Source organism: Nocardioides sp. NPDC000445 (genome assembly GCF_040300245.1).
GTDB lineage: Bacteria > Actinomycetota > Actinomycetes > Propionibacteriales > Nocardioidaceae > Nocardioides.
This window is the reverse complement of the sequence record NZ_JBEPDH010000004.1, coordinates 45,513-68,775: the sequence shown is the minus strand read 5'-3', so window position 1 is coordinate 68,775 and position 23,263 is coordinate 45,513. Positions and strand designations below refer to the sequence as shown.

The window sequence follows — 23,263 nt, the reverse complement described above, 5'->3', positions numbered from 1 at the left end:
AACCGGGCAACCCGTCACAGCCGACGCATCGCCACCGTCGCCAGAACCAGCTCGCCGGCCTCGTCGCTCGCGTCCAGATCGGCCACCGCCTCGATCACCCAGTCGTGGTCGCCGGCCGGGTCGTCGAGGGTCTGGGTGATCCGCCAGACCCGGGTCGAGTCGTACGCCTCGTCCTCCTCGTCCACTCCCGCCGGGGCGCCGCGCTCGGCGGTCCAGGTGAGCAGCTTGGGTGAGCGCGAGTCGGCGGAGATGCCCACGTCGTCGTGCTCGGCGAAGTAGGCCTCGAGGGCGTCGTCCCAGCGGGACCTGGTCATCACCACGTCGCGCGCGGGCTCGAGCCGGTCGGCGGCGGAGCGCTCCAGCGACATCAGCGTGTCGAGGTCGTCGCGCGAGACCGCGTCGACCCGGGCCCACATCGCGTTGCGGACCATGATCTCGAACGCACGGGTCTGCTGGGACAGCGACCGCGGCGGCGGTGGCGCCTCGTGGTGGGCGACGGCCGACGGGATGTGCTCGGGGTCGGAGAGCGCCTCCCACTCGTCGAGCAGCGAGGAGTCGGTCTGCCGGATGGTCTCCCCCAGCCACTCGACCAGGTCCTCGATCTCGGGACTCTTGTGGGTCTCGGGGAGGGTGTGCCGGAAGGTGCGGTAGGCGTCGGTCAGGTAGCGCAGCACCAGGCCCTCGGAGCGGGCGAGCTGGTAGCGGCGTACGACGTCGGTGAAGGTCATCCCCTGCTCGTACATCTCGCGCAGGATCGACTTGGGGTCGAGGGCATCCTCGGGCAGCCACGGGTGGGTGCCGCGGTAGACCTCGAAGAGCGCCTCGAGCCGCTCGGCCATCGGCTTGGGCCAGGTGATCTCCTCGATGAGAGCCATCCGCTCGTCGTACTCGACGCCGTCGGCCTTCATGTTCTCGATCGCCTTGCCGCGGGCCTCGTGCTGCTGGGCGAAGAGGATCTGGCGCGGCGGCTCGAGGACGGACTCGATCACCGAGACGATCTCGAGGGTGTGCTCGGGCGACTCCGGATCGAGCGTGTCCAGTGCTGCGAGGGCGAAGTGGGCCAGCGGCTGGTTGAGGGCGAAGTCGGCGGGAAGGGCCTCGGTGAGGACGTAGCGACGCCCGTACGCATCGGGCTCGGCGAGCCTGGTCAGGACCCCGCTGTGGACCAGGGAGCGGGTCAGGCGCAGGGCCCGGCGGGCGAGCTTGAGCTGGGTGCGCCGCTCCTCGTGGTTGTCCATGGTGATCCGGCGCATCACCTCGAAGGCGTCCTCGTCGCGGGCGACGACATTGAGGATCATCGAGTTGTCGACCTTCATCCGGCTCTGCAGCGGCTCGGGGGCGCCGTCGACGAGCTTGGTGAACGTCGCCTCGGTCCACACGACCGTGCCCTCGGGCGGCTTCTTGAGCTGGGCCTTGGAGTTCTTCTTGCCGGCCTTGCGGCGCTCCTCGGACTTCGCCTTGGCCTTCTCGTTCTCGATGATGTGCTCAGGCGCCTGGACGACGACGTAGCCCTGGGTGTCGAAGCCCGCCCGGCCGGCCCTTCCGGCGATCTGGAGGAACTCCCTGGTGCGCAGGATGCGCTGCCGGCGGCCGTCGAACTTGGCCAGGCCGGTGAAGAGCACCGTACGGATCGGGACGTTGATGCCGACTCCGAGGGTGTCGGTGCCGGCGATGACCTTGAGCAGCCCGGCCTGGGCGAGCTGCTCGACGAGCCTTCGGTATCTGGGGAGCATGCCGGCGTGGTGGACGCCGATGCCCTTGCGCAGCAGCTTGGAGAGGGTCTTGCCGAAGCCGGCGGCGAAGCGGACCGGCTCGAGCCGCTTGGCGATCTGGTCCTTCTCCTCGGCGGAGAGCTTCAGCCAGCCGGCATGGAGCAGGGAGGTGCCGTGGGTGACGGCGTCCTTCTGGGTGAAGTGGACGACGTAGACGGGAGCCTGGCCGGTGGTGACGAGCTCCTCGAGGGTCTCCTGGAGCGGCGTGAGCCGCCAGTCGAAGGTGAGCGGAACGGGTCGTTCCGCTTGGTCGACGAGCACGGTCTCGCGGCCGTTTCGCCTGTTCATGTCCTTGGCCAGGGCGCTGGTGTCGCCGAGCGTCGCGGAGAGCAGCAGGAACTGGGCCTGCGGCAGCTCGAGCAGCGGCACCTGCCACGCCCAGCCACGGTCGGGCTCGCCGTAGTAGTGGAACTCGTCCATGATCACGAGCCCGACGTCGGCGTGCTTTCCTTCTCGCAGCGCCAGGTTGGCGAGCACCTCGGCGGTGCAGCAGATGATCGGGGCGTCGGCGTTGACGCTCGCGTCGCCGGTGAGCATGCCGACGTTCTCGGCGCCGAACGTCTCCACCAGATCGAAGAACTTCTCGCTGACCAGCGCCTTGATCGGCGCGGTGTAGAAGGAGACCTTGTCCTCGGCCAGCGCCGCCGCGTGCGCGCCCGCCGCGACCAGCGACTTCCCCGAGCCCGTCGGCGTCGCCAGGATGACGTTGTCGCCGGCCAGGAGGGACATGATCGCCTCGTCCTGGTGGGGGTAGAGACTGCGGCCACTCCCCTCGGCCCACGCCACGACCGCCTCGTAGACGTCGTCAGGGCTCGCTCCGACCTTGGGGATCCAGCTGGTGTCGGTCACAGGGCCCTCGGGTGTGCGGTCGCGAAGACCTCTCGGAGATTGTCCACGGTGACAAGAGTGTAGATCTGCGTCGTGGTCACCGACGCATGGCCCAGCAGCTCCTGCACGACACGTACGTCGGCGCCGCCGTCCAGCAGGTGGGTGGCGAAGGAATGGCGCAGGGTGTGGGGCGAGACGTCCTTGTGGATCCCAGCACGTTCGGCGGCCCGGGTCAGCACGGTCCAGGCCGACTGGCGGGAGAGGCGGCCGCCGCGGGCGTTGAGGAAGAGCGCACCTCCGGAGCGGGCCGCCGCCAGGTCGGGGCGGGCCCGGGTCAGGTAGGCCTCGACCGCCTCGATGGCGTAGGAGCCGACCGGGACGATCCGCTCCTTGCCGCCCTTGCCTCGCAGGAGTACGACATGGTCGACCCGGTCGAGGTCGTCGACGTCGAGGCCGACCGCCTCGGAGATGCGGGCACCGGTGCCGTAGAGAACTTCCAGGAGGGCACGGTCACGCAGCGCGAGCGGCGTCCCGGGCGCGCCCGCCGCCTCCAGGATCGCCTCCACGTCGGCCAGTGGCAGCGCCTTCGGGAGCCGCTTCTCCGCGCGCGGCGGCTTCACGTGGCCGGCCGGGTTGGCCTCGACCAGCCCGTCGGCCACCGCGAACTTGTGGAACCCGCGCACCGCGACGACCGTCCGTGCCGCGGAGGTCGCGCTGAGCGCCGGGTGCTCCTCACTGCCTTCGCGCAGGTGTGCCAGGAACCCCGACACCGTCGCCTCCGAGACCCCGGCGAGGTCGTCGACGCGCTCCTGGGCGAGGAACTCGGCGTACCTCCGCAGGTCGCGCCGGTAGGAGGACAGCGTGTTGGCCGCGAGGCCCCGCTCGACCGTCAGATGGTCGAGATACGTACGCATCGCGTGCTCCACTGCTGAAGCGGAGCCCGAAGCGTACGACACCGCTGAAGCGGAGCCCGAGGCAATCGATTCCGCTGTCACATTTCCCATCCAACCAGCCGAGTCGGCTCATCCTGACCAAACACACCGCCGAGTCGGCTCGTCATGACGAGCCGACTCGGCGTGCTTTGACGTGAGAACGCGCCGACTGGGCCTCAGGCGAGGACCGTCTCCAGCGCGACGGAGTCGATGCCGACCGCCTCGCCGACAGGCCCGTAGGTGAGCTGGCCGTCATGGGTGTTGAGGCCCTTGGCGAGCGCAGCGTCCTCACGCAGCGCCTGGACCCAGCCCTTGTTGGCCAGCGCCACGGCGTACGGCATGGTCGCGTTGGTCAGGGCGTAGGTGGAGGTGTTGGGCACCGCGCCGGGCATGTTGGCCACGCAGTAGAAGGTCGAGTTGTGGACCTGGTAGGTCGGGTCCGCGTGGGTGGTGGCGTGGGAGTCCTCGAAACAGCCGCCCTGGTCGATGGCGATGTCGACGAGCACCGAGCCCGGCTTCATCCGCGAGACCAGGTCGTTGCTGACCAGCTTCGGCGCGGCCGCCCCCGGGATCAGCACGGCGCCGATGACCAGGTCGGCCGCGAGCACCTGCTCCTCGAGCGCGAGCTTGTTCGACGCGAGCCCGTGGACCTGGTTGGAGTAGCGCCAGAACGACATCCGCAGCTTCTCCAGGTCGGTGTCGAGCAGCGTGACGTCCGCGCCCATCCCCAGAGCGATGTTGGCGGCGTTCTGCCCCGAGACTCCGGCACCGATGATGACGACCTTGGCGTTGGCGACACCGCCGACACCACCCATCAGCGTGCCGCGGCCGCCCTGGGCCTTGAGCAGGTTGTAGGCGCCGACCTGGGGCGCCAGGCAGCCGGCGACCTCCGACATCGGGTAGAGCAACGGCAGCGCCCGGTTGGGCAGCTCGACGGTCTCGTACGCGATCGCGGTGACCTTCTTGGCCAAGAGCTCCTGCGTCAGCGGCTTGTCGGCGGCCAGGTGGAGGTAGGTGAACAGGGTCAGGCCCTCGCGCAGCCGGTGGTACTCCTCCGCGACCGGCTCCTTGACCTTGAGCACCATGTCGGCGTTGCCCCAGGTCTCGTCGGCATCGCCGAGGATCTTGGCGCCGACCGCGGCGTAGTCGCTGTCAGGGATCGAGGAGCCGACACCGGCACCTGCCTCGACGAAGACCTCGTGGCCGTTGGCCACCAGCTCGTGCACGCCCGAGGGGGTGATCGCCACCCGGTACTCGTGGTTCTTGACTTCCTTGGGTACGCCGATTCTCATTGCCCTGCCCTTCATGTGATGGCCCCTGAATGTGGTGGTCCGTGGGACTACGGGTCAGCCGGATGTGCGCCGCCTGACGCGGCATGTCTAACCCGGTGTGGCGCACGTCACCAAAATCACGTCGCTCGGTCCTGACCAGACCCCCCCTGATCAGACTCTGCCACGAGACTTGAGAGCCGCGTACGCAAGCACGGCCTGGACGACCGGCGAGTCGGTCGCCCGGCCGTCCAGCACGGCGTCCAGGAGCTCCTCGAAGGGCACCCAGTGGACGCTCATCTCGGCCTCCTCGTGCTCGAGCTCGAAGCCGTCGCGGTCGCTGGCGGTGAGGCCGCGGGCGAGGAAGAAATGGTGGATCTCCTCGGTGAGCCCGGGTGAGGCGTACGTCGAGAGCAGCGGCGTCCACTCCGCCGCCTCGTGGGCCACCTCCTCACGCAGCTCGCGCACCGCGACTTCGAGCGGGTCCTCGCCGGGATAGTCGATCAGGCCGGCCGGCAGCTCCACGAAGCGCCGCTTCGCGGGATGGCGGTACTGGGTGATCACCAGGGCCCGCTCCTCCTCGTCCAGCGCCAGCACGACCGCGGCGCCCGGGTGCTCGACCACCAGGCGACGGAACGGCTCCTCGTCCTCGTGACCGGGGCGGTTGATCCGGTCGGCGCGCAGCGCGACGACCCAGCCGTCACGATGGAGGTCCTCGCTCGAGGCGACCGGCCAGCTCTCCGGGGCGTCCCACTCGGTGAGCGGTCCCTGGTCCAGCGGCACGGGCGAGTCGGAAATTCGTGCGTCCGATGTCATGGCCCGAGGCTACCCTCGGCTCATGTCTGCCACCTCCCCCGCCGCCCCTGCCTCACTCACCCAGGAGGAGGCGGCCGCGCGGGCCGCCACGGTCATCGTCGAGCGCTACGACATCTCGCTCGACATGGCCGGCCTGCTGGAGGGCGAGACGCTCTCCAGCGTCTCCACGATCACCTTCTCCGCCACCCCGGGCTCGAGCACGTTCGTCGACTGCGTGGCCGAGGTCAGCGCGGCCACGCTCAACGGCACGGAGCTCGACCTCGCCACGATCAGCGCCGGCCGGATCCCGCTGGAGGACCTTGCCGAGACCAACACCCTGGTCGTGACCGCCTCCCAGTCCGACACCGCCTCCTCCGAGGGCGTGCTGCGCACCGTCGACCCCTCCGACGGCAACGTCTACGTGTGGACCTCCTTCGAGCCCGACGACGCTCGTCGGCTGTGGGCATGCTTCGACCAGCCCGACCTCAAGGCTGTGCACGGGTTCACCGTGACCGCCCCCGAGCAGTGGACGGTGCTCTCCAACTCCGCGCCCGCGAGCGTCTCGGACGCGGCAGCAGGTGCGCGGACCTGGGTCTTCGAGGACACTCCCCCGCTCTCGACGTACGTCGTGGTGGTCAACGCCGGGCCGTTCGTCGAGGTCCGCGAGGAGCGCGGCGGCTACGACCTGGGCCTCTACGCCCGTCAGTCGCTGCGCAACCAGCTCGAGCGGGACCGGGAGGAGATCCTGCAGGTCACCGAGCACGGGCTGGCCTGGTTCGGCGCCAAGTTCGGGATGCCGTTCCCGCAGCGCCGCTACGACCAGATCTTCGTGCCCGACATGGGTGGCGCGATGGAGAACTGGGGCGCGGTCACCCACAGCGACGTGTTCCTCTTCCGCACGGCGCCGACCCACGCCGACCGGACCGAGCGCACCAATGTGGTCCTCCACGAGATGGCGCACATGTGGTTCGGCGACCTGGTCACGATGCGCTGGTGGGACGACCTGTGGCTCAACGAGGCCTTCGCCTCGTGGGCGGCCGTGTGGGCCTCGGCCGCGCTTCCCGACCACGCCGACGTGTGGGCGTCGATCGCGCTGACCGAGAAGAAGGCGGGCTACGACATCGACGCGACGCCCGCCACCCACCCGATCCGGGGCGTCGTGCCCAGCGTCGACGTCGCGATGGCCAACTTCGACGCGATCACCTACATGAAGGGCCAGGCCGTGCTGCAGCAGCTGCACGCCTACATCGGCGAGGAGGCCTACCTCGCCGGGCTGCAGTCCTACTTCGCCGAGCACGCCTACGGCAACACCGTCCTCGACGACCTGATGGGCGCCTTCGGCGCGGCCGCGGGCAAGGACCTCTCCGCCTGGACCACCGCGTGGCTCGACCACGCCGGCACCGACGTGATCACCCTCGCCGACGGCAAGGTGTCGGTCACCAGCCCCGACGGCACCGTACGTCCCCACCGGCTCGACATCGCCTCCTACGACGACTCCGGCGCCCTGCTCGCCACCACTGCGGTCACCGTGGCGGGCGAGCCCGTCGCGGTCTCGCTCCCCGACGCCGCCGCGCACCTGGTCAACGCGACCGACGTGACCTTCGCGGCGGTGCGCTCGGACGAGGCCAGCGAGGCCTGGCTCGGCCAGAACGCCGGCCGGCTGCCCGACGCGGTGGCGCGGGCGGTCGCGGTCAACAGCGCCTGGACCGCCCTGTTCCGCGGCGAGATCGCCGGCCCCGAGGTCGTCTCGCGGGTCCTCTCGGTCCTCGAGACCGAGCGCAACCCGCAGGTCACCGGCGAGTTCCTGAGCATGGCCGTCACCGCTGCCGAGCTGTGGACGGCGCCCGAGCGGGTCGCCGAGCAGCGCGCGCTGGTCGCCGCAGCGGCCGCGGTGCTCGCCGAGGACCCTGCCAACCGCGACACCGCTCAGCGGGTGCTCGCCTCGCACGCGTCCACACCCGAGCAGCTCGCTCTGGCCGAGCGCGGGGCCGCCGAGGACGTACAGGTGGCCTGGCGGCTGCTCGGTCGGCGTGCCGAGACGGGCGACTACGACGCCGAGGCGGTCGCAGCCCTGGAGGCACGCGACCCGGATCCCGAGTCGTGGGTCAGTGCCCTCGGCGTACGCACGGCGCAGCCGCTCGCGGAGGCCAAGGAGGAGGCCTGGCAGGTGAGCATGATCGAGCGCCGGCTGCCGCGCACCGACGGTGGGTACGCCCTGAGCTCGGCGTTCTGGCGCCCCGGCCAGGACGAGATCCTGGCGCCGTACGCGCAGCGCTATCTCGACGCCGTCGCCGACATCAGGGGTGGCGGGCTGCTCGCCTACGGGCTCCAGCTCCGCTTCTACCCGGTCCAGGCCGGTGAGGACGTCGCCGCGGCCGCGCGCGCCGCCTGTGAGGGCGACACGCTGGTCCCGTTCGTCCGGCAGACCGTGATCCGCATGGCCGACGTGCACTCGCGGCAGGTCGCGGCTCGCGCGTTGTGACCGCGGCAGAATCCGGGCCGCCAGAACGTATGGCCCGCGAGGACGCCGGGTACCTCTCGTGTCGTACGCAATCGAGAGGAGACACGACATGAGCACCATCGAGAAGAGCGTCCAGGTCGCGGTCCCGGTCAGCACCGCGTACGACCAGTGGACCCAGTTCGAGTCGTTCCCCCAGTTCATGGAGGGCGTCGAGTCGGTCCGCCAGCTCGACGACAAGCATCTGCACTGGAAGGCCGAGATCGGCGGCGTGACCCGCGAGTGGGACGCCGAGATCGTCGACCAGGTTCCCGATGAGCGCATCACCTGGCGTGCCGTCGAGGGTGCCACAAACAAGGGCACTGTCTCGTTCACGCCGGACGCGATGGCGAAGTCGACCCAGGTGACGCTTCACCTGGAGTACGAGCCCGAGGGCGCGGTCGAGAAGACCGGTGACCTGCTCAAGATCGTCGACATGCGGGCCAAGGGCGACCTCGAGCGGTTCAAGGACTTCATCGAGAACCGCGGCACCGAGACCGGTGCGTGGCGCGGCGAGGTGAAGCCGTCCGGCGAGGTACGTCGCTGACACCTAGACGCGGAGCCCCTGGGCCCGGCACATGCCGGCCCCAGGGGCTCTGTCATTTGCTGATCAGGCGTCGGCCGTCTCCGGCAGCTCGACCTCGCTGACCTCGCGGCGCAGGTTGGTCTCGTCGATCGGGAACCGCTGCTCCTTCTGCCGGTCGAGGGCCGCCTTCACCAGCCCGGCGAAGAGCGGGTGCGGTCGGGTCGGCCGCGAGCGGAGCTCGGGGTGGGCCTGGGTGGAGACGTAGTAGGGATGTACGTCGCGGGGCAGCTCGACGAACTCGACGAGCTGGTTGTCGGGCGAGAGGCCGGAGAAGACCAGGCCGGCGTCCTCCAGCTGGTCGCGGTAGGCGTTGTTGACCTCGTAGCGGTGGCGGTGACGCTCGTCGATGGAGGTCTCGCCGTAGACCTCGGCCGCGATCGAGCCCTTCTTGAGCTCGGCCGGGTAGAGCCCCAGGCGCATGGTGCCACCGAGGTCGCCCGCGCCTTCGACGTACGCCTTCTGCTCCTCCATCGTGGCGATGACGGGCTCGGGGGTCTCGGCGTCGAACTCGGTGGAGTCGGCCTTCTCCAGGCCGAGCACGTTGCGGGCGTACTCGATGACCATGCACTGCAGGCCGAGGCACAGGCCGAGCGTGGGGATCTGGTGCGTGCGGGTGTAGGTCAGCGCGCCGAGCTTGCCCTCGAGGCCGCGGATGCCGAAGCCGCCGGGGACGCAGACCGCGTCGACGTCGTGGAGGTTCTTGGCGGCGCCCTCGGGGGTCTCGCACTCGTCGGAGGGGATCCAGCGGATGTTGACCTTGGCCTCGTTGGCGAAACCGCCGGCGCGGAGCGCCTCGCCGACGCTCAGGTAGGCGTCGGGCAGGTCGATGTACTTGCCGACCAGGCCGATGGTCAGCTCTTCCTTCGGGTGGTGCACCCGGCGGAGCAGGTCCTCCCACAGCGCCCAGTCGACGTCGCGGAAGGGCAGGTCGAGCTTGCGTACGACATAGGCGTCCAGGCCCTCGCGGTGGAGCACCTTCGGGATGTCGTAGATGCTCGGGGCGTCGGCGGCGGTCACCACGGCGTCCTCGTCGACGTCGCACATGAGCGCGATCTTGCGCTTGATGCCCTCGGGCAGCTCGCGGTCGGCGCGGCACACGATGGCGTCGGGCTGGATGCCGATCTGGCGAAGCGCCATCACCGAGTGCTGGGTCGGCTTCGTCTTGAGCTCCTTGGACGGGCCGATGTAGGGCACCAGGGAGACGTGCACGAAGAAGACGTTGTCGCGGCCGAGGCGCTGGCGCACCTGGCGGGCCGCCTCGAGGAACGGCAGCGACTCGATGTCGCCGACCGTGCCGCCGATCTCGGTGATCACCACGTCGATCTCGGGGCCGTGCATGGCCAGGACCCGCTCGGAGATCTCGTCGGTGATGTGCGGGATCACCTGGACGGTCTCGCCGAGGTAGTCGCCGCGGCGCTCCTTGGCGATCACGTTGGAGTAGACCTGCCCGGTGGTCACGTTGGCGTGGCCGACCAGGTCGGTGTCGAGGAACCGCTCGTAGTGGCCGATGTCGAGATCGGTCTCGGCACCGTCGTTGGTCACGAAGACCTCACCGTGCTGGAACGGGTTCATGGTGCCGGGGTCCACGTTGAGGTACGGGTCCAGCTTCTGCATGGTCACGCTCAGGCCACGCGAACGGAGAAGACGGCCGAGGGACGATGCCGTCAGGCCCTTTCCCAATGAGGAGGCGACGCCCCCGGTGACAAAAATGTGCTTGGTCAAGCTCGCCGACTTCATGGGCCTCAATCCTATCAACGCTTCAGCAGGCCGCCGAAACCTGACGCACCGAAATCGCCACCTTGTTGACTCCGCTGTCGAGACAGCGCGAGCGGAGCGGCGACCTGACCGGTGGTCGTCTCGATGCCGTCGACCGACGCGAACCAGCCCGGCCAGTCGTTGGCGCGGAGCGTCTCGAGGTCTTCGGAGCCCGTCGGTGCCGTCACGACCAGCCCTTTCGTGGTCGCACCGAGGCCCTCGACCAGGCCTTCGACCGCGGTCGTGTCCTCGCTGTCCTCGCCGAGGACGACCAGGACGAGGCCGGCCGGTCCGGTCGGTCGTCCCTGGGCCTTGACCAGGTCGCCGGTGAGCAACGCCACAGCGGCGGTCTTGGCGGGCTGGTCGAACGCGGTGGGCGGCTTCGTGCCGGCGTAGGTCTCTCCGATCACCTGGCCCATCCGCTGATAGGTCGCCTGTCCCGCGTCGCCGCGGCCCAGCTGCTTGACCAGCTGGGTGGCCAGGCTGTCGACGTACTGCTTGCGGTCGGGGTCCAGCAGGTTCGGCCGTACGTCGAGCACTCCCGTCGTCTCGCCGCCGGCCGTCTCGATGTTGCCGGTGAGCGCGGCGACCGTCTTCTGGTCGGCGCCGGGGAGGGCGACGACCGCGACCTTCTGGCCGGTGAGCGTGCCGGGCAGGAGCGCGTCGCCGGCCTCGGCGACGAACTGGGCCTCGGCGCTCTGCTGCGGCTCCTTCGCGCTCTTCGTCTCGCTCTCGCCGGAGGCGGGGCTCGCCGCGGCTCCGCCCTCGGCTCTGTTCACGATGCCGGTGCCGATCGCGGTGAGGTCGTGGTCGGCGGCCCAGATGCCGGCGGGTACGCCGATCGCCAGCGCCGTCACCGCGGCCAGGAGCGGAAGGACGAGGCGACGGCTGCGGGGCTCCTTGCGGCGTACCGCCGGGACCGCGGAGGCGTCGATCAGCGTCGGGCCGAGCGCGAGCCGGGTCAGGTAGGTGCCGGCCAGGCCCGGGCGCTGGTCCTCGAGGAAGTCGGTCAGCGTGGTGCTCAGCCCGGCCCCGACCACCAGTGAGGGGTGCTGGGCGTAGGCGACCAGGAGGGCGGCGTCCTCGGGGGCGAGGGCGGACTCGAACCGCTTCGGCTGAACGCCGATCCGGTCCAGGAGCTCGGTGGCGCTCTCGCTCGCCGAGGCGCCGGGCGCGAGGACGACCTCGGCGGCGCTGGTGAGCACCTTCGGCTCGGGGTAGCTGTCGGTGTCGGGGCCCAGCACGACCACGGCGTGGCGTACCTGCTTCTTGGTCAGCCTCTTCGCCGCAGGACCCACCGCGATGATGGCCGGGCGCTGCTCGCGCAGGAAGCCGGCGAGGTCACCGAGGAGCCGGTCCAGGTCGGGATGGTCGGCGACCACCACGACGGGCCGGCCGGCCAGCGGCGTGTCGAGAGGAGGTACGCCGTTGCCGTGCAGCAGCACCTCCTCCTCGCGCTTGAGCAGCTCGCTGCTGTTGTGGGTGAAGAGGTCCAGGTGGGAGCTCAGGCCCCGCTTGGCGTCCTCGAGGTCCTTGTCGAGGGACTCCTGGTCGAGCGCACGGCCCGAGGTCAGCAGCTGCTCGCCGTCGAAGATCTCGCCGTCGAGGATCCGCGCCTTCCGCCCGTCGACCAGCTTCTCGATCCCCTCCTCGCCGATCTTGTCGATCAGCTCGATCCCGGCGTCGGCCAGCGTCTGCGGGCCCCGGTTCGGGTAGCGGCCCGAGACCATCGGCTGGGCGTTGACCACGGCGATGACGCCCTTGGCCACGATCGCCAGCGCGGTGCTCCGGTCCAGGTCGACATGGTCGATCACCGCGATGTCGCCCTCTTTGAGCCGCGGGATCAGCGCCCTGGTCGGCCGCCCCGCGCGGAGCGTGCCGCGGATGCCAGGGAGTACGGAGGGAATCTGGCGAGTAGGCAGTCTCATGTCCCATTAATCCTCCCCCGTCGCCGGCACGCGTCCCCGGATCTCCGATCCGGCGAGTCGGTCGTTGTGGCGGCCGAATGCGTACGTTTGACAGCCGAGTCGGTCGTCGTGGCATGTGTCGTTCGCCACAACGACCGACTCGGGTCGCCAGAACCGAGGTTTCGGCGGGCTCAGACCTTCGCCGCGCGGGCCACCTCGAGGAGCTCGCGGGCGTGCGCGATGGCGGTGTCGGAGGCCGTCAGCCCCGCCAGCATGCGGGAGAGCTCGCGTTCGCGGGACTCGTCGTCGAGGACGGTGAGGCCGGAGCTGGTGACCACGCCGTCGCTGGTCTTCTCGACGGCGACATGGTGGTCGGCGAACGCGGCGACCTGGGGCAGGTGCGTGACGACCAGGACCTGGGCGGTGCGGGCGAGGTGGGCCAGACGACGGCCGATCTCGACCGCGGCGGTGCCGCCGACGCCGGCGTCGACCTCGTCGAAGACGAAGGTCGGGACCGGGCTGGTGGCCGCCAGGACGACCTCGATCGCCAGCATCACCCGGGAGAGCTCACCGCCGGAGGCGCCCTTGTGGAGCGGGCGCGGCTCCGAGCCGGTGTTGGCCGCCAGCAGCAGCTCGACCTCGTCGAGGCCGTTGGAGCCGTAGCGCAGCCAGCGGTGGTCCTTGCCCGAACCGCCCTGCCCCGATCCAACCAGTAGCGGCGCGTGCGGCTCGTCCTCGGATGCGGGGGCGTCGGTCTCCTTCTGGCGTACGTCGACCACCAGTCGCGCGTGCGGCATCGCCAGTCCGGTGAGCTCGTCGCTGACCGCCTCGGCCAGAGCGCCGGCCGCCTCGGTGCGGGCTGCCGACAGCGCCAGGCCGGCGTCTGCGAGAGCGGCGCGCAGCCGGGTGCGCTCCCCGCGGAGCTCCTCGATGCGGTCGTCGTCGGAGTCGAGCTCGAGCAGTCGCTTGGCGCCGGTCTCGGCCCAGGCGAGCACCTCGTCGATGGTCTCGCCGTACTTCCGCGTCAGCGCGGTCAGCGCCGCGCGGCGCTCGGAGACCACGGAGAGCCGCGCCGGGTCGGTCTCGATCGCGGTCGCGTAGGAGGCGACATCGGCGGCCAGGTCGGAGAGCAGGTAGGAGACCTCCGCGAGACGGTCGGCCAGGGACGCGGCGTCGGGGTCGTGGTCGCGGACGCCGTCGAGAGCCTGGCGCGCGGCTGAGATGGCGCCCAGGGCGTCGGGGGCGTCGACCTCCGAGGAAAGCGCCTCGCGGGCCTGCTCGGCGGCGGTGCGCAGCGTGTCGGCGTAGCCGAGCTTCTCCTCCTCCTGAGCGAGGGTGACGTCCTCGCCGGACTCCGGTGAGACCTCCTCGACCTCACCGAGGCCGAAGCGGAGCAGATCCGCCTCCTGCGCCCGCTCGCGGGCGTGGGTGGTGACCTCGTCGAGCTCTTGCTCGACGGCTCGGAGCTCGGTGTGGATCTCGCTGTAGGCCGCGATGAGCTTGGCAACCGCGTCGCCGCCGAAGCGGTCCAGCGAGTCGCGCTGGGCGCGCGGCTGCAGCAGCCGGTGCTGGTCGGACTGGCCGTGGACCGCGACCAGCGGCGAGGTCACCGAGCCGAGGGTCGCCACCGGGACGGTCGCTCCCCCGACGTACGCCCTCGCCCGGCCTTCGGCCGCGACAGTGCGCGCCACCAGGACGCGGCCCTCCTCGACCTCTCCCCCGGCCTCCTCGGTCGCCTCGACGACACCGGGCAGCGACCGGGCATCGATGACGCCCTCGACGCGCGCCGCCTTCTTGCCCTTGCGGACCGAGCCGGCGTCGCCGCGGCCGCCGAGCAGCAACCCGAGCGCGGTCACGATCATGGTCTTGCCCGCGCCGGTCTCACCGGTCACCACGGTCAGCCCTGGTCCGAGCTCCAGGGTCGAGGACTCGATGATCCCGAGTCCGGAGATCCTGATCTCCTCAAGCATTCTCGCCTCCGTTCATCCTGAACGGACGCCGTTCCGCGGCGCCTCGCCATCCCTCCACAGACAGTCCGAACTTCCGCACCAGACGATCCGTGAACGGGGCCTGGTGCAGGCGAACGAGTCTGACAGGCTCCACCCCCCGGGTGACCTCGATCCGGGCACCCGGGCCCAGGTCGTAGGAACGCCTGCCGTCGCACCAGAGCACGCCGGCGCCGTCGGCCCGTGAGATGACCTCGACGGCCAGCACCGAGGTCGGCGCGACCACCATGGCTCGCGCGAAGAGGGCGTGGGCGCTGATCGGGGTCAGCAGCAGCGCCTCGACGCCCGGCCACACGACCGGGCCGCCGGCGGAGAAGTTGTAGGCCGTCGAGCCGGTCGGGGTCGCGCAGACGACGCCGTCGCAGCCCCACCGCGACAGCGGGCGGCCGTCGATCTCGACGACGACCTCGAGCATCCGCTCGCGCGCGGCCTTCTCGACGCTGGCCTCGTTGACCGCGAACGTACGGAAGACCTTCTGACAGTCCTCGAAGACGCTGACCTCGAGCGCGAGGCGGTCCTCGGAGGTGTAGCGACGCTGAACGATCGCCTCGATCGTCGACTCGACATCGTCGTACTCCGCCTCGGCCAGGAACCCGACATGGCCGAGGTTGACCCCGAGGACCGGGGTGCGATGGGGCTGGACGATCTCGGCCGCGCGCAGGATGGTGCCGTCGCCACCGATGACCAGCGCAAGCTCGCAGTCGCGACTCGCGTCGTCCTCGTCGGTGGCGAGCTCGAGCTTCGGTTCGTACGCCGCCGGGTCGATGCCCAGGTCGGCGGCCTCGCTGGCCAGCACGCGGACCACGATGCCGTGGACCGCGAGCGACTTGGCACAGGCGAGACCGACCTCGCGGGCCTCCTCCCGCCCGGTGTGGATGAGCATGAGGACGCGCCGAACCTCGGCCGCGTCCACGGGAGCTGGGTCCACGCCAGGGGCGTCGGCATCGGTCACGCGAGCACCCCCGTAGCGCAAGCGCGAGAACACGGACGCGCTCGCGTGTTGATCGGACGGTTCACTCGCTGGCGCTCGCTCACGGATCAACCTTCTCAGACGGCACCGACACATCTCCGGTGGCGGGGCTCTCCAGCCCGCGCTGCTCGCGCACGGCCTCTTCGATCTCCGCCTCGGTGACCGTGGCCTCCCCACGGCGTAGCCACAGGAAGAACTCGACGTTGCCCGAGGGACCCGGGAGCGGGCTGGTGGTGACCGCGCGTGCGCCCCAGCCGCGTCTCGCGGCGGCTGCGGCGACGGCATTGACGGCCTCGGCCCGCAGGACGGGGTCGCGGACCACGCCACCCTTGCCGACCCGGTCCTTGCCGACCTCGAACTGGGGCTTGACCATCAGCGCCAGGTCGCCGTCGGGGCTGGTCACCCGGATCAGCGCGTCCAGGACGAGCTCGAGGGAGATGAACGAGAGATCGCCGACGACGACGTCGACGGGTTCGCCGACCACGTCGAGGGAGAGGTCGCGGATGTTGGTGCGGTCGTGGACGACGACCCGCTCGTCCTGCTGCAGCCGCCAGGCGAGCTGGCCGTAGCCGACGTCGACGGCGACGACCTGCCGGGCCTCGTTGCGCAGGAGTACGTCGGTGAACCCGCCGGTCGACGCGCCGGCGTCGAGACAGCGGCGGCCCTTGACCGAAAGTCCGAGCGGTTCGAACGCCGCGAGTGCGCCGGCCAGCTTGTGGCCGCCGCGGGAGACGAAGTCAGGGCGGTCGGGGTCTTCGGTGACCACGATCGCGACGTCGGTGGTGACGCCTGTGGCCGGCTTGGTGGCTCGGTTGCCCGAAACCGTGACCCGCCCGGCGGCGATCAGCTCGCTGGCGTGCTCGCGGGAACGGGCCAGCTTGCGCCGGACCAGCTCGGCGTCGAGACGCAGGCGGCGAGGAGGCATGCGCTCGCCTCTCAGGGCTGGTCGGTCGGCTGGGAATCCCCGGAGGCCGCGGCGATCCGGGCCATCGCGTCGTGGGCCCCGGTGTCGGGGTCCAGGGCGCGACGCAGTTCGGTGTGAGCGGCCTCGAAGACGCCGACGTGCTCGGCCAGCGGCAGCTCGTCGAGCCGGTCGAGCGTCTCGAGCACCGCGTCGACGCGCGCGACACCGGTGTGCGGCGCCGTGCCCGCGCCACCCAGCCCGGCCGAGGCCTCAGCCGGAGTCTCGTCGAAATGCTGCTCGCTCATGGGGCTGAGACTACCGTCCCGCCGTCGGCATCCGGGCCAGGCGGCACGGCCTGTGCGCCGATCGCGGCCACCGATCCGGTGGCGTCCAGGTGTGCCCAGGCACTGGCCGCGGCCACCCGCCACCAGTCGTCGGGGTTCCCTTCGCCGGTGACCTGGAGCTCTCCGTCGCGTACCTCTGCCGTCCAGCCGCCGAGCCGCGCGGTCGTGCCGTCGATCTCCGGCGCCGCGTGGGTCTCCAGCAGCCCGCCCAGGTCGGCGGAGATGTAGGAGGGCCGTCGCTGCGGCTCGGCCCCGACGAGATCCTCGAGCCCGGTGACGCCGGTGAGCACCAGCAGCGTGTCGATGCCGGCGTTGCGACCGCCCTCGATGTCGGTGTCGAGCCGGTCGCCGACCATCAGCGGGTGGTCGGCCTCGGTGCGCCGGATGGTCTCCTCCAGCAGGGGTCGCGACGGCTTGCCCGCCACGACCGGCTCGACGCCCGAGAATCGGCGCAGCGTGTCGACCAGGACGCCGTGGCCCGGCGCGATCCCGTACGCCGCCGGGAAGGTCATGTCGGTGTTGCTGGCCACCCAGAAGAGCCCGTCCTTGATCCGCACGGCCGCGCGCAGGATGTCCTTCCACAGCAGCTCGGGGTTGTAGCCGGTGACGATCGCCTCGGCGTCCTCGTCGACGGCCACCGGCACCAGGCCGGCGGCCTCGAGCGGCTCACGCAGGCCCGCGGCGCCCAGGTTGACGACCTTCGCCCCCGGGGCGAGCCGCTCGGCCAGGACACGCGCAGCGGCCTGGGCGGAGGTGACCACGTCCTCGGCGGTCGCCTCGATGCCCAGGTTGCGGATGTTCTCGGCGACCTTGGCCGGAGGCCGGGCGGCGTTGTTGGTGATGAACGCCAGCCTGAGCCCGGCCTCGCGTGCGGCGGCGAGCGACTCGGGGGCGCGCCGGACCGCTGTGCCCCCGATGTAGACCACGCCGTCGAGGTCGAGCATCGCCACGTCATGGGCGGCGGCGAGCGGCTGGGCTGAGCCCTTCAACTGATGGCCGGTCAGCACACGAAGTTCCTTCTCTGAGTCGGGGGTTCGGCGAATGGCACCAGTGTGACCCTACGATGTGCGGATGGACGATACGGGTGTGGTCAGGGCGCCGTACCTCGGGCGTCCGCTGCGCCTGGAGCCGTTTCGAGCGCTCTCGCTGGCCCCTTCACGGATCGGGGACCCGACCTCCGCGCGGCTCTACTCCCGCCCCTATCGAGGGGTCGCCTCCCGGATCAGCTCGTGGCTGGCGCGCGGCGATCTGCGCCAGCACCAGGACCTCGCGCTCTACCTCCACGAGTACACCGCCGCCGGGATCACCGTGCGTGGCGTCGTCGGGATCCTCGACGTCTCGCACCGCACCGACGACCCCGCTGACGCCGCGGTGATCCCCCACGAGGGCGTACGCACCGCCCAGGCCGAGCAGCTCGCCTCACGGATGCGGCAGATGCGGGTGCATCCGGCGCCGATCCTGCTCACCTACCACGCGCCCGACGGCATCGCGGCGCTCCTCGACCAGGTGCAGAGCGGCACTCCGGAGGAGCAGTACGACGACCACGGCGGGCAGCACCATCGTGTCTGGGCGATCACCGACGAGGCGCTGATCGGGCAGCTGCGCAAGGCATGGGCGAGCCAGCAGGCACTGATCGCCGACGGACACCACCGCTACGCGGCGTACGCCGAGCTCCAAGGGCTCGCCGAGCCCGGCGACGGCGCGGCGACCGACTTCGGGCTGGCGATGCTGATCGACCAGGACGACACGCCGTTGCAGCTCGGCGCGATCCATCGAGTGTTGGCCGGGGTGAATCTGCGCGACCTACGGGCCGCGGCCGAGTCCGTCGGCGCCGAGTGGACCGCCGGCAGCCGCGACGCCGCCCTGAGCCGGCTCGGGCCTGGTGTCATCGTGCTCAGCGACGGCCGGGGCTGGGCCACCCTCGACGTGGACGCCGCCAACACCCCGATCACCGGTGATGTCGGCTATCTGCACGACCGCGTCCTCCCGGAGCTGCGCCGGCAGCCGTCGCGGGTGCTGCACGCCCACCAGGTCGACGCCGCGCTGAAACGGGCCCGCCCGGGTCGCGACGTCGCCGTGCTGTTGGCGGCACCGACCTTCGACACCATCCTCTCCTCCGCCTCGATCGGGCAGCTGCTCCCGGAGAAGGCGACCTCCTTCCAGCCCAAGCCGCACCCCGGCGTGCTCATCCGCCTCCTGGACTCGGCACGGCTGGAGAAATCGCGCCACTAGCTCGCCTGTCTGGCCGCGGCGGCTGCCCGGCTCACCCGTCTGGCCGACGTGACCTCCACCTCGGTCATCGACTGCAGCCGGCCACCGGTCTTGAAGAACCGGCGACGCAGGGAGCCGTTTACCTCGATGACGTCGCCGACCTGCCAGGTCATCGCCGCTCGCCGGACCCGGGCGACCCAGGTGTGACACTCGAGCGCGTCGATCTGCACCCGGCTCCCCCGGCGCTTGTCACGCGGTCTGTTGACGACCACCCGGAACGCGGTCAGCTGATCTCCGCTCGGCAGCTCCTTCTCCTCCGCGGCCAGCGACAGCCTGCCGATCAACCGCACCTCGTTGACCGTCGCCAGCCCGCCGGCCGGCCCCATCCGCTCGCCATCGTCGGGTGATGGCTCCTTCTCTACCCTTGCGACCGTCATCTCGATCACCTCCGACCACCATCCTGATCAGGGTCACCGACAGTTCCGCCCGAGCCGATGCGGCCTGTGGAGAACCGCGGTCCGAACCGGGCCTGTGGACGGTCATCGGCCCGTGCGGCCAGCTATCGGAGGGCTTTCGCCGGCCGATAGGGCGACACCGTCGGGTCCCCTGCGACCCAGAACCGCCAGGGACGGTCCGGAGCGAGCCGCAGCCCGACGCGCGGCCCGGCCGCGACCTCGATCCGCGCCCACGTGTCGGCCGGCGCCAGGTCAAGCTCGAAGTCGGTGGTCCCGTCCATCGTCAGGTCGATCCCGAGCGCCGAGCAGAGTCGCGCGGGTCCCCGGGCGAGATCGACCTCGCGTACCGCTCCACGTCGTTCCCGGGCGACCTCGATCCCCTCGATGATCTCGCCGGCACGCAGCAGGATCGCGCCGGGCTCGCCCTCCGGATGGCAGACGAGGTTGGCGCAATGGTGCATCCCGTAGGTGAAGTAGACATAGAGCCGCCCGGGCGGCCCGAACATCACCCGGTTGCGGTTCGTCTCTCCCCGGAAGGCGTGCGAGCCGGGATCGTCGGCCGCGTACGCCTCGACCTCGGTGAGTCGCACCTTCACGCCGTCGAAGGACAGCGTCGCCCCGAGGAGCCGCGGAGCGGTCACCTCGGGGCGCTGGTTCAACAGGCTCGCGAGCACTACGACGTACGGAACCCGGCTGCCTTGGCCCGGAGCTCGGCGAGCTGCTCGGCGACCCGGTCTGGAGCAGTGCCACCACGGCCGTCGCGGGATGCGACCGATCCCTCGATGGTCAGCACCAGGCGTACGTCCGGGGTCAGCGCCGGCGAGATCGTGGCGAACTCCTCGTCGGTGAGCGCGTCCAGCTCGACGCCGCGCTTCTCCGCCGCCTGGACGCAGGCGCCGGCGAGCTCGTGCGCGATCCGGAACGGGGTGCCCTGCCGGACCAGCCACTCGGCGATGTCGGTGGCCAGTGAGAAGCCCTGGGGGGCGAGCTCTGCCATGCGGTCGGTGTTGTAGACCAGCGTCGCGACCTGGCCGGTGAAGGCCGGGAGCAGGACCTCGAGGGTGTCCAGGGAGTCGAAGACCGGCTCCTTGTCCTCCTGCAGGTCGCGGTTGTACGCCAGCGGCAGCGCCTTCAGCGTCGTCAGCAGCCCGGTCAGGTTGCCGACCAGTCGTCCGGCCTTGCCCCGGGCGAGCTCGGAGATGTCGGGGTTCTTCTTCTGCGGCATGATGCTCGACCCCGTCGACCAGGAGTCGTGCAGCGTGACAAAGTCGAACTCCTTGGTCGCCCACAGGATGATCTCCTCGGCGATCCGACTGACGTCGACCCCGATCTGAGCGCACACGTAGGCGAACTCGGCGACGAAGTCACGCGAAGCCGTCCCGTCGATCGAGTTGGCGCTCGAACCGGTGAAGCCGAGCTCGGAGGCGACCAGCTCGGGGTCGAGGCCGAGCGACTGCCCCGCGAGCGCCCCGGACCCGTAGGGCGAGTCGCACACGACCCGGCTCTGCCAGTCGTTGAGCCGGTCGACGTCGCGCAGCAGCGACCAGGCGTGGGCCATCAGGTGGTGGGAGAGCAGCACCGGCTGAGCGTGCTGCAGGTGCGTACGCCCCGGCATGATCGCGCCCAGGTTCTCATCAGCCTGTGCGGCAAGCGCGTCGATGAGATCGAGCACGAGCCCGCGCAGCACCCGCTCGTGGTCGAGCAGATAGCTCCGGAAGAGGGTCGCGATCTGGTCGTTGCGCGAGCGCCCGGCCCGCAGCTTGCCCCCGACGTCGGGACCGATCTCCTCGATGAGCAGCCGCTCCAGCGCACCGTGTACGTCCTCGTCCGAGGCAGCCGGAAGCAGCCGCCCGGCGGTGAACCGGTCGGCGAGGACGTCCAGACCCCGGTGGATCTCGTTCTCCTCGTCACCGGTGAGCAGCCCGGCCGCCCCCAGCGCCTTCGCATGGGCGTGGGATCCGGCGATGTCGTAGAGCGCCAGCCGCCAGTCGAACTGCGTCGAGCGCGATAGCGCCTCGAGCTCCGGCGACGGACCACCGGCGAACCGGCCGCCCCAGAGCTTGCCCTCGTTGGTGGTGTTGGCAGGCGTGGTCACGACTCTCCTCGTACGGCTTTGATGGCGATCTCCATGATGTCAGGAAGCGCGCCCGGGGTCGCGGTGCCCTCGGCGCGAAGCTTGTCCGGCGTCCACCAGCCGGCCTGGACGACCGACCCGACCTCGACCGGCTCCAGGTTGGCGAAGCTGATCTCGACCTCACGGTCGAGCACGAGGGCGAAGTAGGCGTTGTGGCCGCTGTAGTCGACGCCGTTCCAGCTGTACTCGTCGGCGTGGATCTGGACCGGGCCGACGAGTGCCTCGGGCTGGACCCGGATGCCGGCCTCCTCCCACAGCTCCCGTGCGGCAGCGCCTACCGCGTCCTCACCGGGGTCGATGGCGCCCCCGATGCTGGTCCAGTAGGCGCCCCGCGACGGGTTCCCCGGGTCGGTGTCCTGCAGGAGGAGCACCTCACCGTCGGCACTGACCGGGAGAACCCGTGCGGACTCGCGGTGCACACGCACCATCAGTCGTTGCCCGCCTCCAGCGCGGCCTCGTCCAGGACGCTCTCGTCCAGGACCTGCTCCTCGACCGGCAGCACGGCGATGGGCTTGCCGTTGGTCGCCGCGATGCGGTCGAAGCCCCCGGCGGGCAGCTCGCCGAAGAGGGTGCCGTTCTCGACCAGCACCGTGCCTTGGTCCAAAGGATGCCCTGCGTAGATCTCCAGCTTGGAGCGGGAGTCGGCGATGTCGAGGTTGCGCATGGTGAGCTGGCCGATGCGGTCGACGGGACCGAAGGCGGCGTTCTCGACGCGCTCCATGGAGAGCTTCTCGGGGTGGTAGGAGAAGTGGGAACCCTCGGTGTTCAACACGGTGTAGTCCTCACCCCGGCGCAGCCGCAGGGTGACCGTGCCCGAGACCAGCGAGGCGATCCAGCGCTGGATCGACTCGCGCAGCATCAGCGCCTGCGGGTCGAGCCAGCGGCCCTCGTAGAGCAGCCGGCCGAGCTTGCGGCCCTCGTTGTAGTAGTTGGACATGGTGTCCTCGTTGTGCACCGCGTTGAGCAGCCGCTCGTAGGCCGCCCACAGCAGCGCCATGCCCGGCGCCTCGTAGATGCCGCGGGACTTGGCCTCGATGATCCGGTTCTCGATCTGGTCCGACATCCCCAGGCCGTGACGACCGCCGATCGCGTTGGCCTCGTAGACCAGCGCCACCGGATCGGAGAACGACTGACCGTTGATCGCCACCGGGCGGCCCTCGACGAAGGTCACCGAGACGTCCTCGGTCTCGATGGCGACCGACGGGTCCCAGAACTTCACGCCCATGATCGGCTCGACCGTCTCCAGCGACACGTCGAGGTGCTCCAGGGTCTTGGCCTCGTGGGTGGCGCCCCAGATGTTGGCGTCGGTGGAGTACGCCTTCTCGGTGGAGTCGCGGTAGGGCAGGTTGTGCGAAACCAGCCACTCCGACATCTCGTGGCGTCCACCGAGCTCGTGGACGAAGTCGGCGTCGAGCCACGGCTTGTAGATGCGCAGCTCGGGGTTGGCCATCAGGCCGTAGCGGTAGAACCGCTCGATGTCGTTGCCCTTGAAGGTCGACCCGTCGCCCCAGATGTTGACGTCGTCGGCCTGCATCGCACGCACCAGCATCGTGCCGGTCACCGCACGCCCCAGAGGCGTGGTGTTGAAGTACGCACGGCCACCGGAGCGGATGTGGAAGGCACCGCAGGCGAGCGCGGCCAAGCCCTCCTCGACGAGCTGCGGCTTGATGTCGATGGCGCGGGCGATCTCGGCGCCGTAGGCCATCGCGCGGTCCGGGACACCGGAGATGTCGGGCTCGTCGTACTGCCCGATGTCGGCGGTGTAGGTGCACGGAACCGCGCCCTTGTCGCGCATCCAGGCGACCGCCACGGAGGTGTCGAGACCTCCGGAGAAGGCGATACCGACGCGCTCACCCTTGGGAAGGGAGGTCAGGACCTTGCTCACGAGATGTTGCTCCT

At 70.6% G+C, this 23,263-nt stretch carries 19 protein-coding genes; 3 read left to right on the top strand and 16 right to left on the bottom strand.

Annotated features, from left to right (window positions below; translation table 11 throughout):
- Positions 1-14: 14 nt before the first annotated feature.
- The 4 genes from ABT304_RS06730 to ABT304_RS06715 all read right to left on the bottom strand — a co-directional run bounded on the left by ABT304_RS06730 (position 15) and on the right by ABT304_RS06715 (position 5,616).
- Positions 15-2,621, bottom strand: a complete 2,607-nt coding sequence (locus tag ABT304_RS06730) for a DEAD/DEAH box helicase (RefSeq protein WP_350713895.1) — start codon at positions 2,619-2,621, stop codon at positions 15-17.
- On the bottom strand, positions 2,618-3,514 hold the full coding sequence (xerD, locus tag ABT304_RS06725) for a site-specific tyrosine recombinase XerD (protein WP_502890296.1): 897 nt from the start codon (positions 3,512-3,514) through the stop codon (positions 2,618-2,620). Before xerD ends, ABT304_RS06730 begins: the two co-directional genes overlap by 4 nt.
- A gap of 194 nt (positions 3,515-3,708) precedes the next feature.
- A complete protein-coding gene (gene ald, locus ABT304_RS06720) occupies positions 3,709-4,824 on the bottom strand; it encodes an alanine dehydrogenase (protein WP_350713893.1) in 1,116 nt (371 codons plus the stop codon).
- Between the two features lie 150 nt (positions 4,825-4,974).
- Positions 4,975-5,616 carry an NUDIX domain-containing protein gene (locus tag ABT304_RS06715; protein ID WP_350713892.1) on the bottom strand — a complete coding sequence of 214 codons (642 nt, stop codon included), beginning with the start codon at positions 5,614-5,616 and terminating at the stop codon, positions 4,975-4,977.
- Between the two features lie 22 nt (positions 5,617-5,638).
- Between ABT304_RS06715 and pepN the strand changes: the two genes are divergently transcribed.
- On the top strand, positions 5,639-8,077 hold the full coding sequence (gene pepN / locus ABT304_RS06710; protein WP_350713891.1) for an aminopeptidase N: 2,439 nt from the start codon (positions 5,639-5,641) through the stop codon (positions 8,075-8,077).
- A gap of 88 nt (positions 8,078-8,165) precedes the next feature.
- Positions 8,166-8,639 (top strand): SRPBCC family protein, encoded by a 474-nt coding sequence (locus tag ABT304_RS06705; RefSeq protein WP_350713890.1) that lies wholly within the window; start codon positions 8,166-8,168, stop codon positions 8,637-8,639.
- Positions 8,640-8,702: 63 nt separating this feature from the next.
- On the opposite strand, the gene pyrG is transcribed toward ABT304_RS06705, so the two are convergent.
- The 7 genes from pyrG to ABT304_RS06670 all read right to left on the bottom strand — a co-directional run bounded on the left by pyrG (position 8,703) and on the right by ABT304_RS06670 (position 17,571).
- On the bottom strand, positions 8,703-10,415 hold the full coding sequence (pyrG, locus tag ABT304_RS06700) for a CTP synthase (protein ID WP_350713889.1): 1,713 nt from the start codon (positions 10,413-10,415) through the stop codon (positions 8,703-8,705).
- A 14-nt stretch (positions 10,416-10,429) separates the two neighbouring features.
- Complete coding sequence (gene steA / locus ABT304_RS06695; RefSeq protein ID WP_350713888.1) at positions 10,430-12,361, bottom strand: putative cytokinetic ring protein SteA; 1,932 nt, start codon at positions 12,359-12,361, stop codon at positions 10,430-10,432.
- A gap of 170 nt (positions 12,362-12,531) precedes the next feature.
- Positions 12,532-14,310 (bottom strand): DNA repair protein RecN, encoded by a 1,779-nt coding sequence (recN, locus tag ABT304_RS06690; RefSeq protein WP_350713887.1) that lies wholly within the window; start codon positions 14,308-14,310, stop codon positions 12,532-12,534.
- The gene (locus tag ABT304_RS06685; RefSeq protein ID WP_350713886.1) at positions 14,303-15,298 is read right to left on the bottom strand and encodes an NAD kinase; all 996 of its coding nucleotides are present in this window, start codon (positions 15,296-15,298) and stop codon (positions 14,303-14,305) included. Before ABT304_RS06685 ends, recN begins: the two co-directional genes overlap by 8 nt.
- Before the next feature lie 79 nt (positions 15,299-15,377).
- A complete protein-coding gene (locus ABT304_RS06680; protein WP_160023772.1) occupies positions 15,378-16,241 on the bottom strand; it encodes a TlyA family RNA methyltransferase in 864 nt (287 codons plus the stop codon).
- Positions 16,242-16,252: 11 nt separating this feature from the next.
- Positions 16,253-16,525 carry a molybdopterin-binding protein gene (locus ABT304_RS06675; RefSeq protein WP_350713885.1) on the bottom strand — a complete coding sequence of 91 codons (273 nt, stop codon included), beginning with the start codon at positions 16,523-16,525 and terminating at the stop codon, positions 16,253-16,255.
- On the bottom strand, positions 16,522-17,571 hold the full coding sequence (locus ABT304_RS06670; protein WP_350713884.1) for an HAD-IIA family hydrolase: 1,050 nt from the start codon (positions 17,569-17,571) through the stop codon (positions 16,522-16,524). Before ABT304_RS06670 ends, ABT304_RS06675 begins: the two co-directional genes overlap by 4 nt.
- Before the next feature lie 64 nt (positions 17,572-17,635).
- Between ABT304_RS06670 and ABT304_RS06665 the strand changes: the two genes are divergently transcribed.
- Positions 17,636-18,796: a DUF1015 family protein gene (locus tag ABT304_RS06665; RefSeq protein ID WP_350713883.1), complete on the top strand. Its 1,161-nt coding sequence runs from the start codon at positions 17,636-17,638 to the stop codon at positions 18,794-18,796.
- Here ABT304_RS06665 and ABT304_RS06660 read toward each other — a convergent pair.
- The 5 genes from ABT304_RS06660 to argG all read right to left on the bottom strand — a co-directional run bounded on the left by ABT304_RS06660 (position 18,793) and on the right by argG (position 23,249).
- The gene (locus ABT304_RS06660) at positions 18,793-19,212 is read right to left on the bottom strand and encodes a single-stranded DNA-binding protein (RefSeq protein ID WP_350713882.1); all 420 of its coding nucleotides are present in this window, start codon (positions 19,210-19,212) and stop codon (positions 18,793-18,795) included. The two genes, ABT304_RS06665 and ABT304_RS06660, sit on opposite strands and share 4 nt — an antisense overlap.
- A 122-nt stretch (positions 19,213-19,334) precedes the next feature.
- Positions 19,335-19,871 carry a DNA-3-methyladenine glycosylase gene (locus ABT304_RS06655; RefSeq protein WP_502890295.1) on the bottom strand — a complete coding sequence of 179 codons (537 nt, stop codon included), beginning with the start codon at positions 19,869-19,871 and terminating at the stop codon, positions 19,335-19,337.
- 32 nt (positions 19,872-19,903) lie between these two features.
- Positions 19,904-21,325 (bottom strand): argininosuccinate lyase, encoded by a 1,422-nt coding sequence (gene argH / locus ABT304_RS06650; RefSeq protein ID WP_350713881.1) that lies wholly within the window; start codon positions 21,323-21,325, stop codon positions 19,904-19,906.
- On the bottom strand, positions 21,322-21,792 hold the full coding sequence (locus tag ABT304_RS06645; RefSeq protein WP_350713880.1) for an NUDIX hydrolase: 471 nt from the start codon (positions 21,790-21,792) through the stop codon (positions 21,322-21,324). Before ABT304_RS06645 ends, argH begins: the two co-directional genes overlap by 4 nt.
- Positions 21,792-23,249, bottom strand: coding sequence for an argininosuccinate synthase (argG, locus tag ABT304_RS06640; protein WP_350713879.1), 1,458 nt, complete (start codon positions 23,247-23,249; stop codon positions 21,792-21,794). The genes ABT304_RS06645 and argG overlap by 1 nt, the downstream gene beginning before the upstream one ends.
- Positions 23,250-23,263: the final 14 nt, after the last annotated feature.

Coding starts and splice junctions, on each gene's coding strand:
- xerD (WP_502890296.1), bottom strand. CDS start 3,514: ATGCGTACGTATCTCGACCATCTGACGGTCGAGCGGGGCCTCGCGGCC.
- ald (WP_350713893.1), bottom strand. CDS start 4,824: ATGAGAATCGGCGTACCCAAGGAAGTCAAGAACCACGAGTACCGGGTG.
- ABT304_RS06715 (WP_350713892.1), bottom strand. CDS start 5,616: ATGACATCGGACGCACGAATTTCCGACTCGCCCGTGCCGCTGGACCAG.
- pepN (WP_350713891.1), top strand. CDS start 5,639: ATGTCTGCCACCTCCCCCGCCGCCCCTGCCTCACTCACCCAGGAGGAG.
- ABT304_RS06705 (WP_350713890.1), top strand. CDS start 8,166: ATGAGCACCATCGAGAAGAGCGTCCAGGTCGCGGTCCCGGTCAGCACC.
- pyrG (WP_350713889.1), bottom strand. CDS start 10,415: ATGAAGTCGGCGAGCTTGACCAAGCACATTTTTGTCACCGGGGGCGTC.
- steA (WP_350713888.1), bottom strand. CDS start 12,361: ATGAGACTGCCTACTCGCCAGATTCCCTCCGTACTCCCTGGCATCCGC.
- recN (WP_350713887.1), bottom strand. CDS start 14,310: ATGCTTGAGGAGATCAGGATCTCCGGACTCGGGATCATCGAGTCCTCG.
- ABT304_RS06680 (WP_160023772.1), bottom strand. CDS start 16,241: ATGCCTCCTCGCCGCCTGCGTCTCGACGCCGAGCTGGTCCGGCGCAAG.
- ABT304_RS06675 (WP_350713885.1), bottom strand. CDS start 16,525: ATGAGCGAGCAGCATTTCGACGAGACTCCGGCTGAGGCCTCGGCCGGG.
- ABT304_RS06665 (WP_350713883.1), top strand. CDS start 17,636: ATGGACGATACGGGTGTGGTCAGGGCGCCGTACCTCGGGCGTCCGCTG.
- ABT304_RS06660 (WP_350713882.1), bottom strand. CDS start 19,212: ATGACGGTCGCAAGGGTAGAGAAGGAGCCATCACCCGACGATGGCGAG.
- ABT304_RS06645 (WP_350713880.1), bottom strand. CDS start 21,792: ATGGTGCGTGTGCACCGCGAGTCCGCACGGGTTCTCCCGGTCAGTGCC.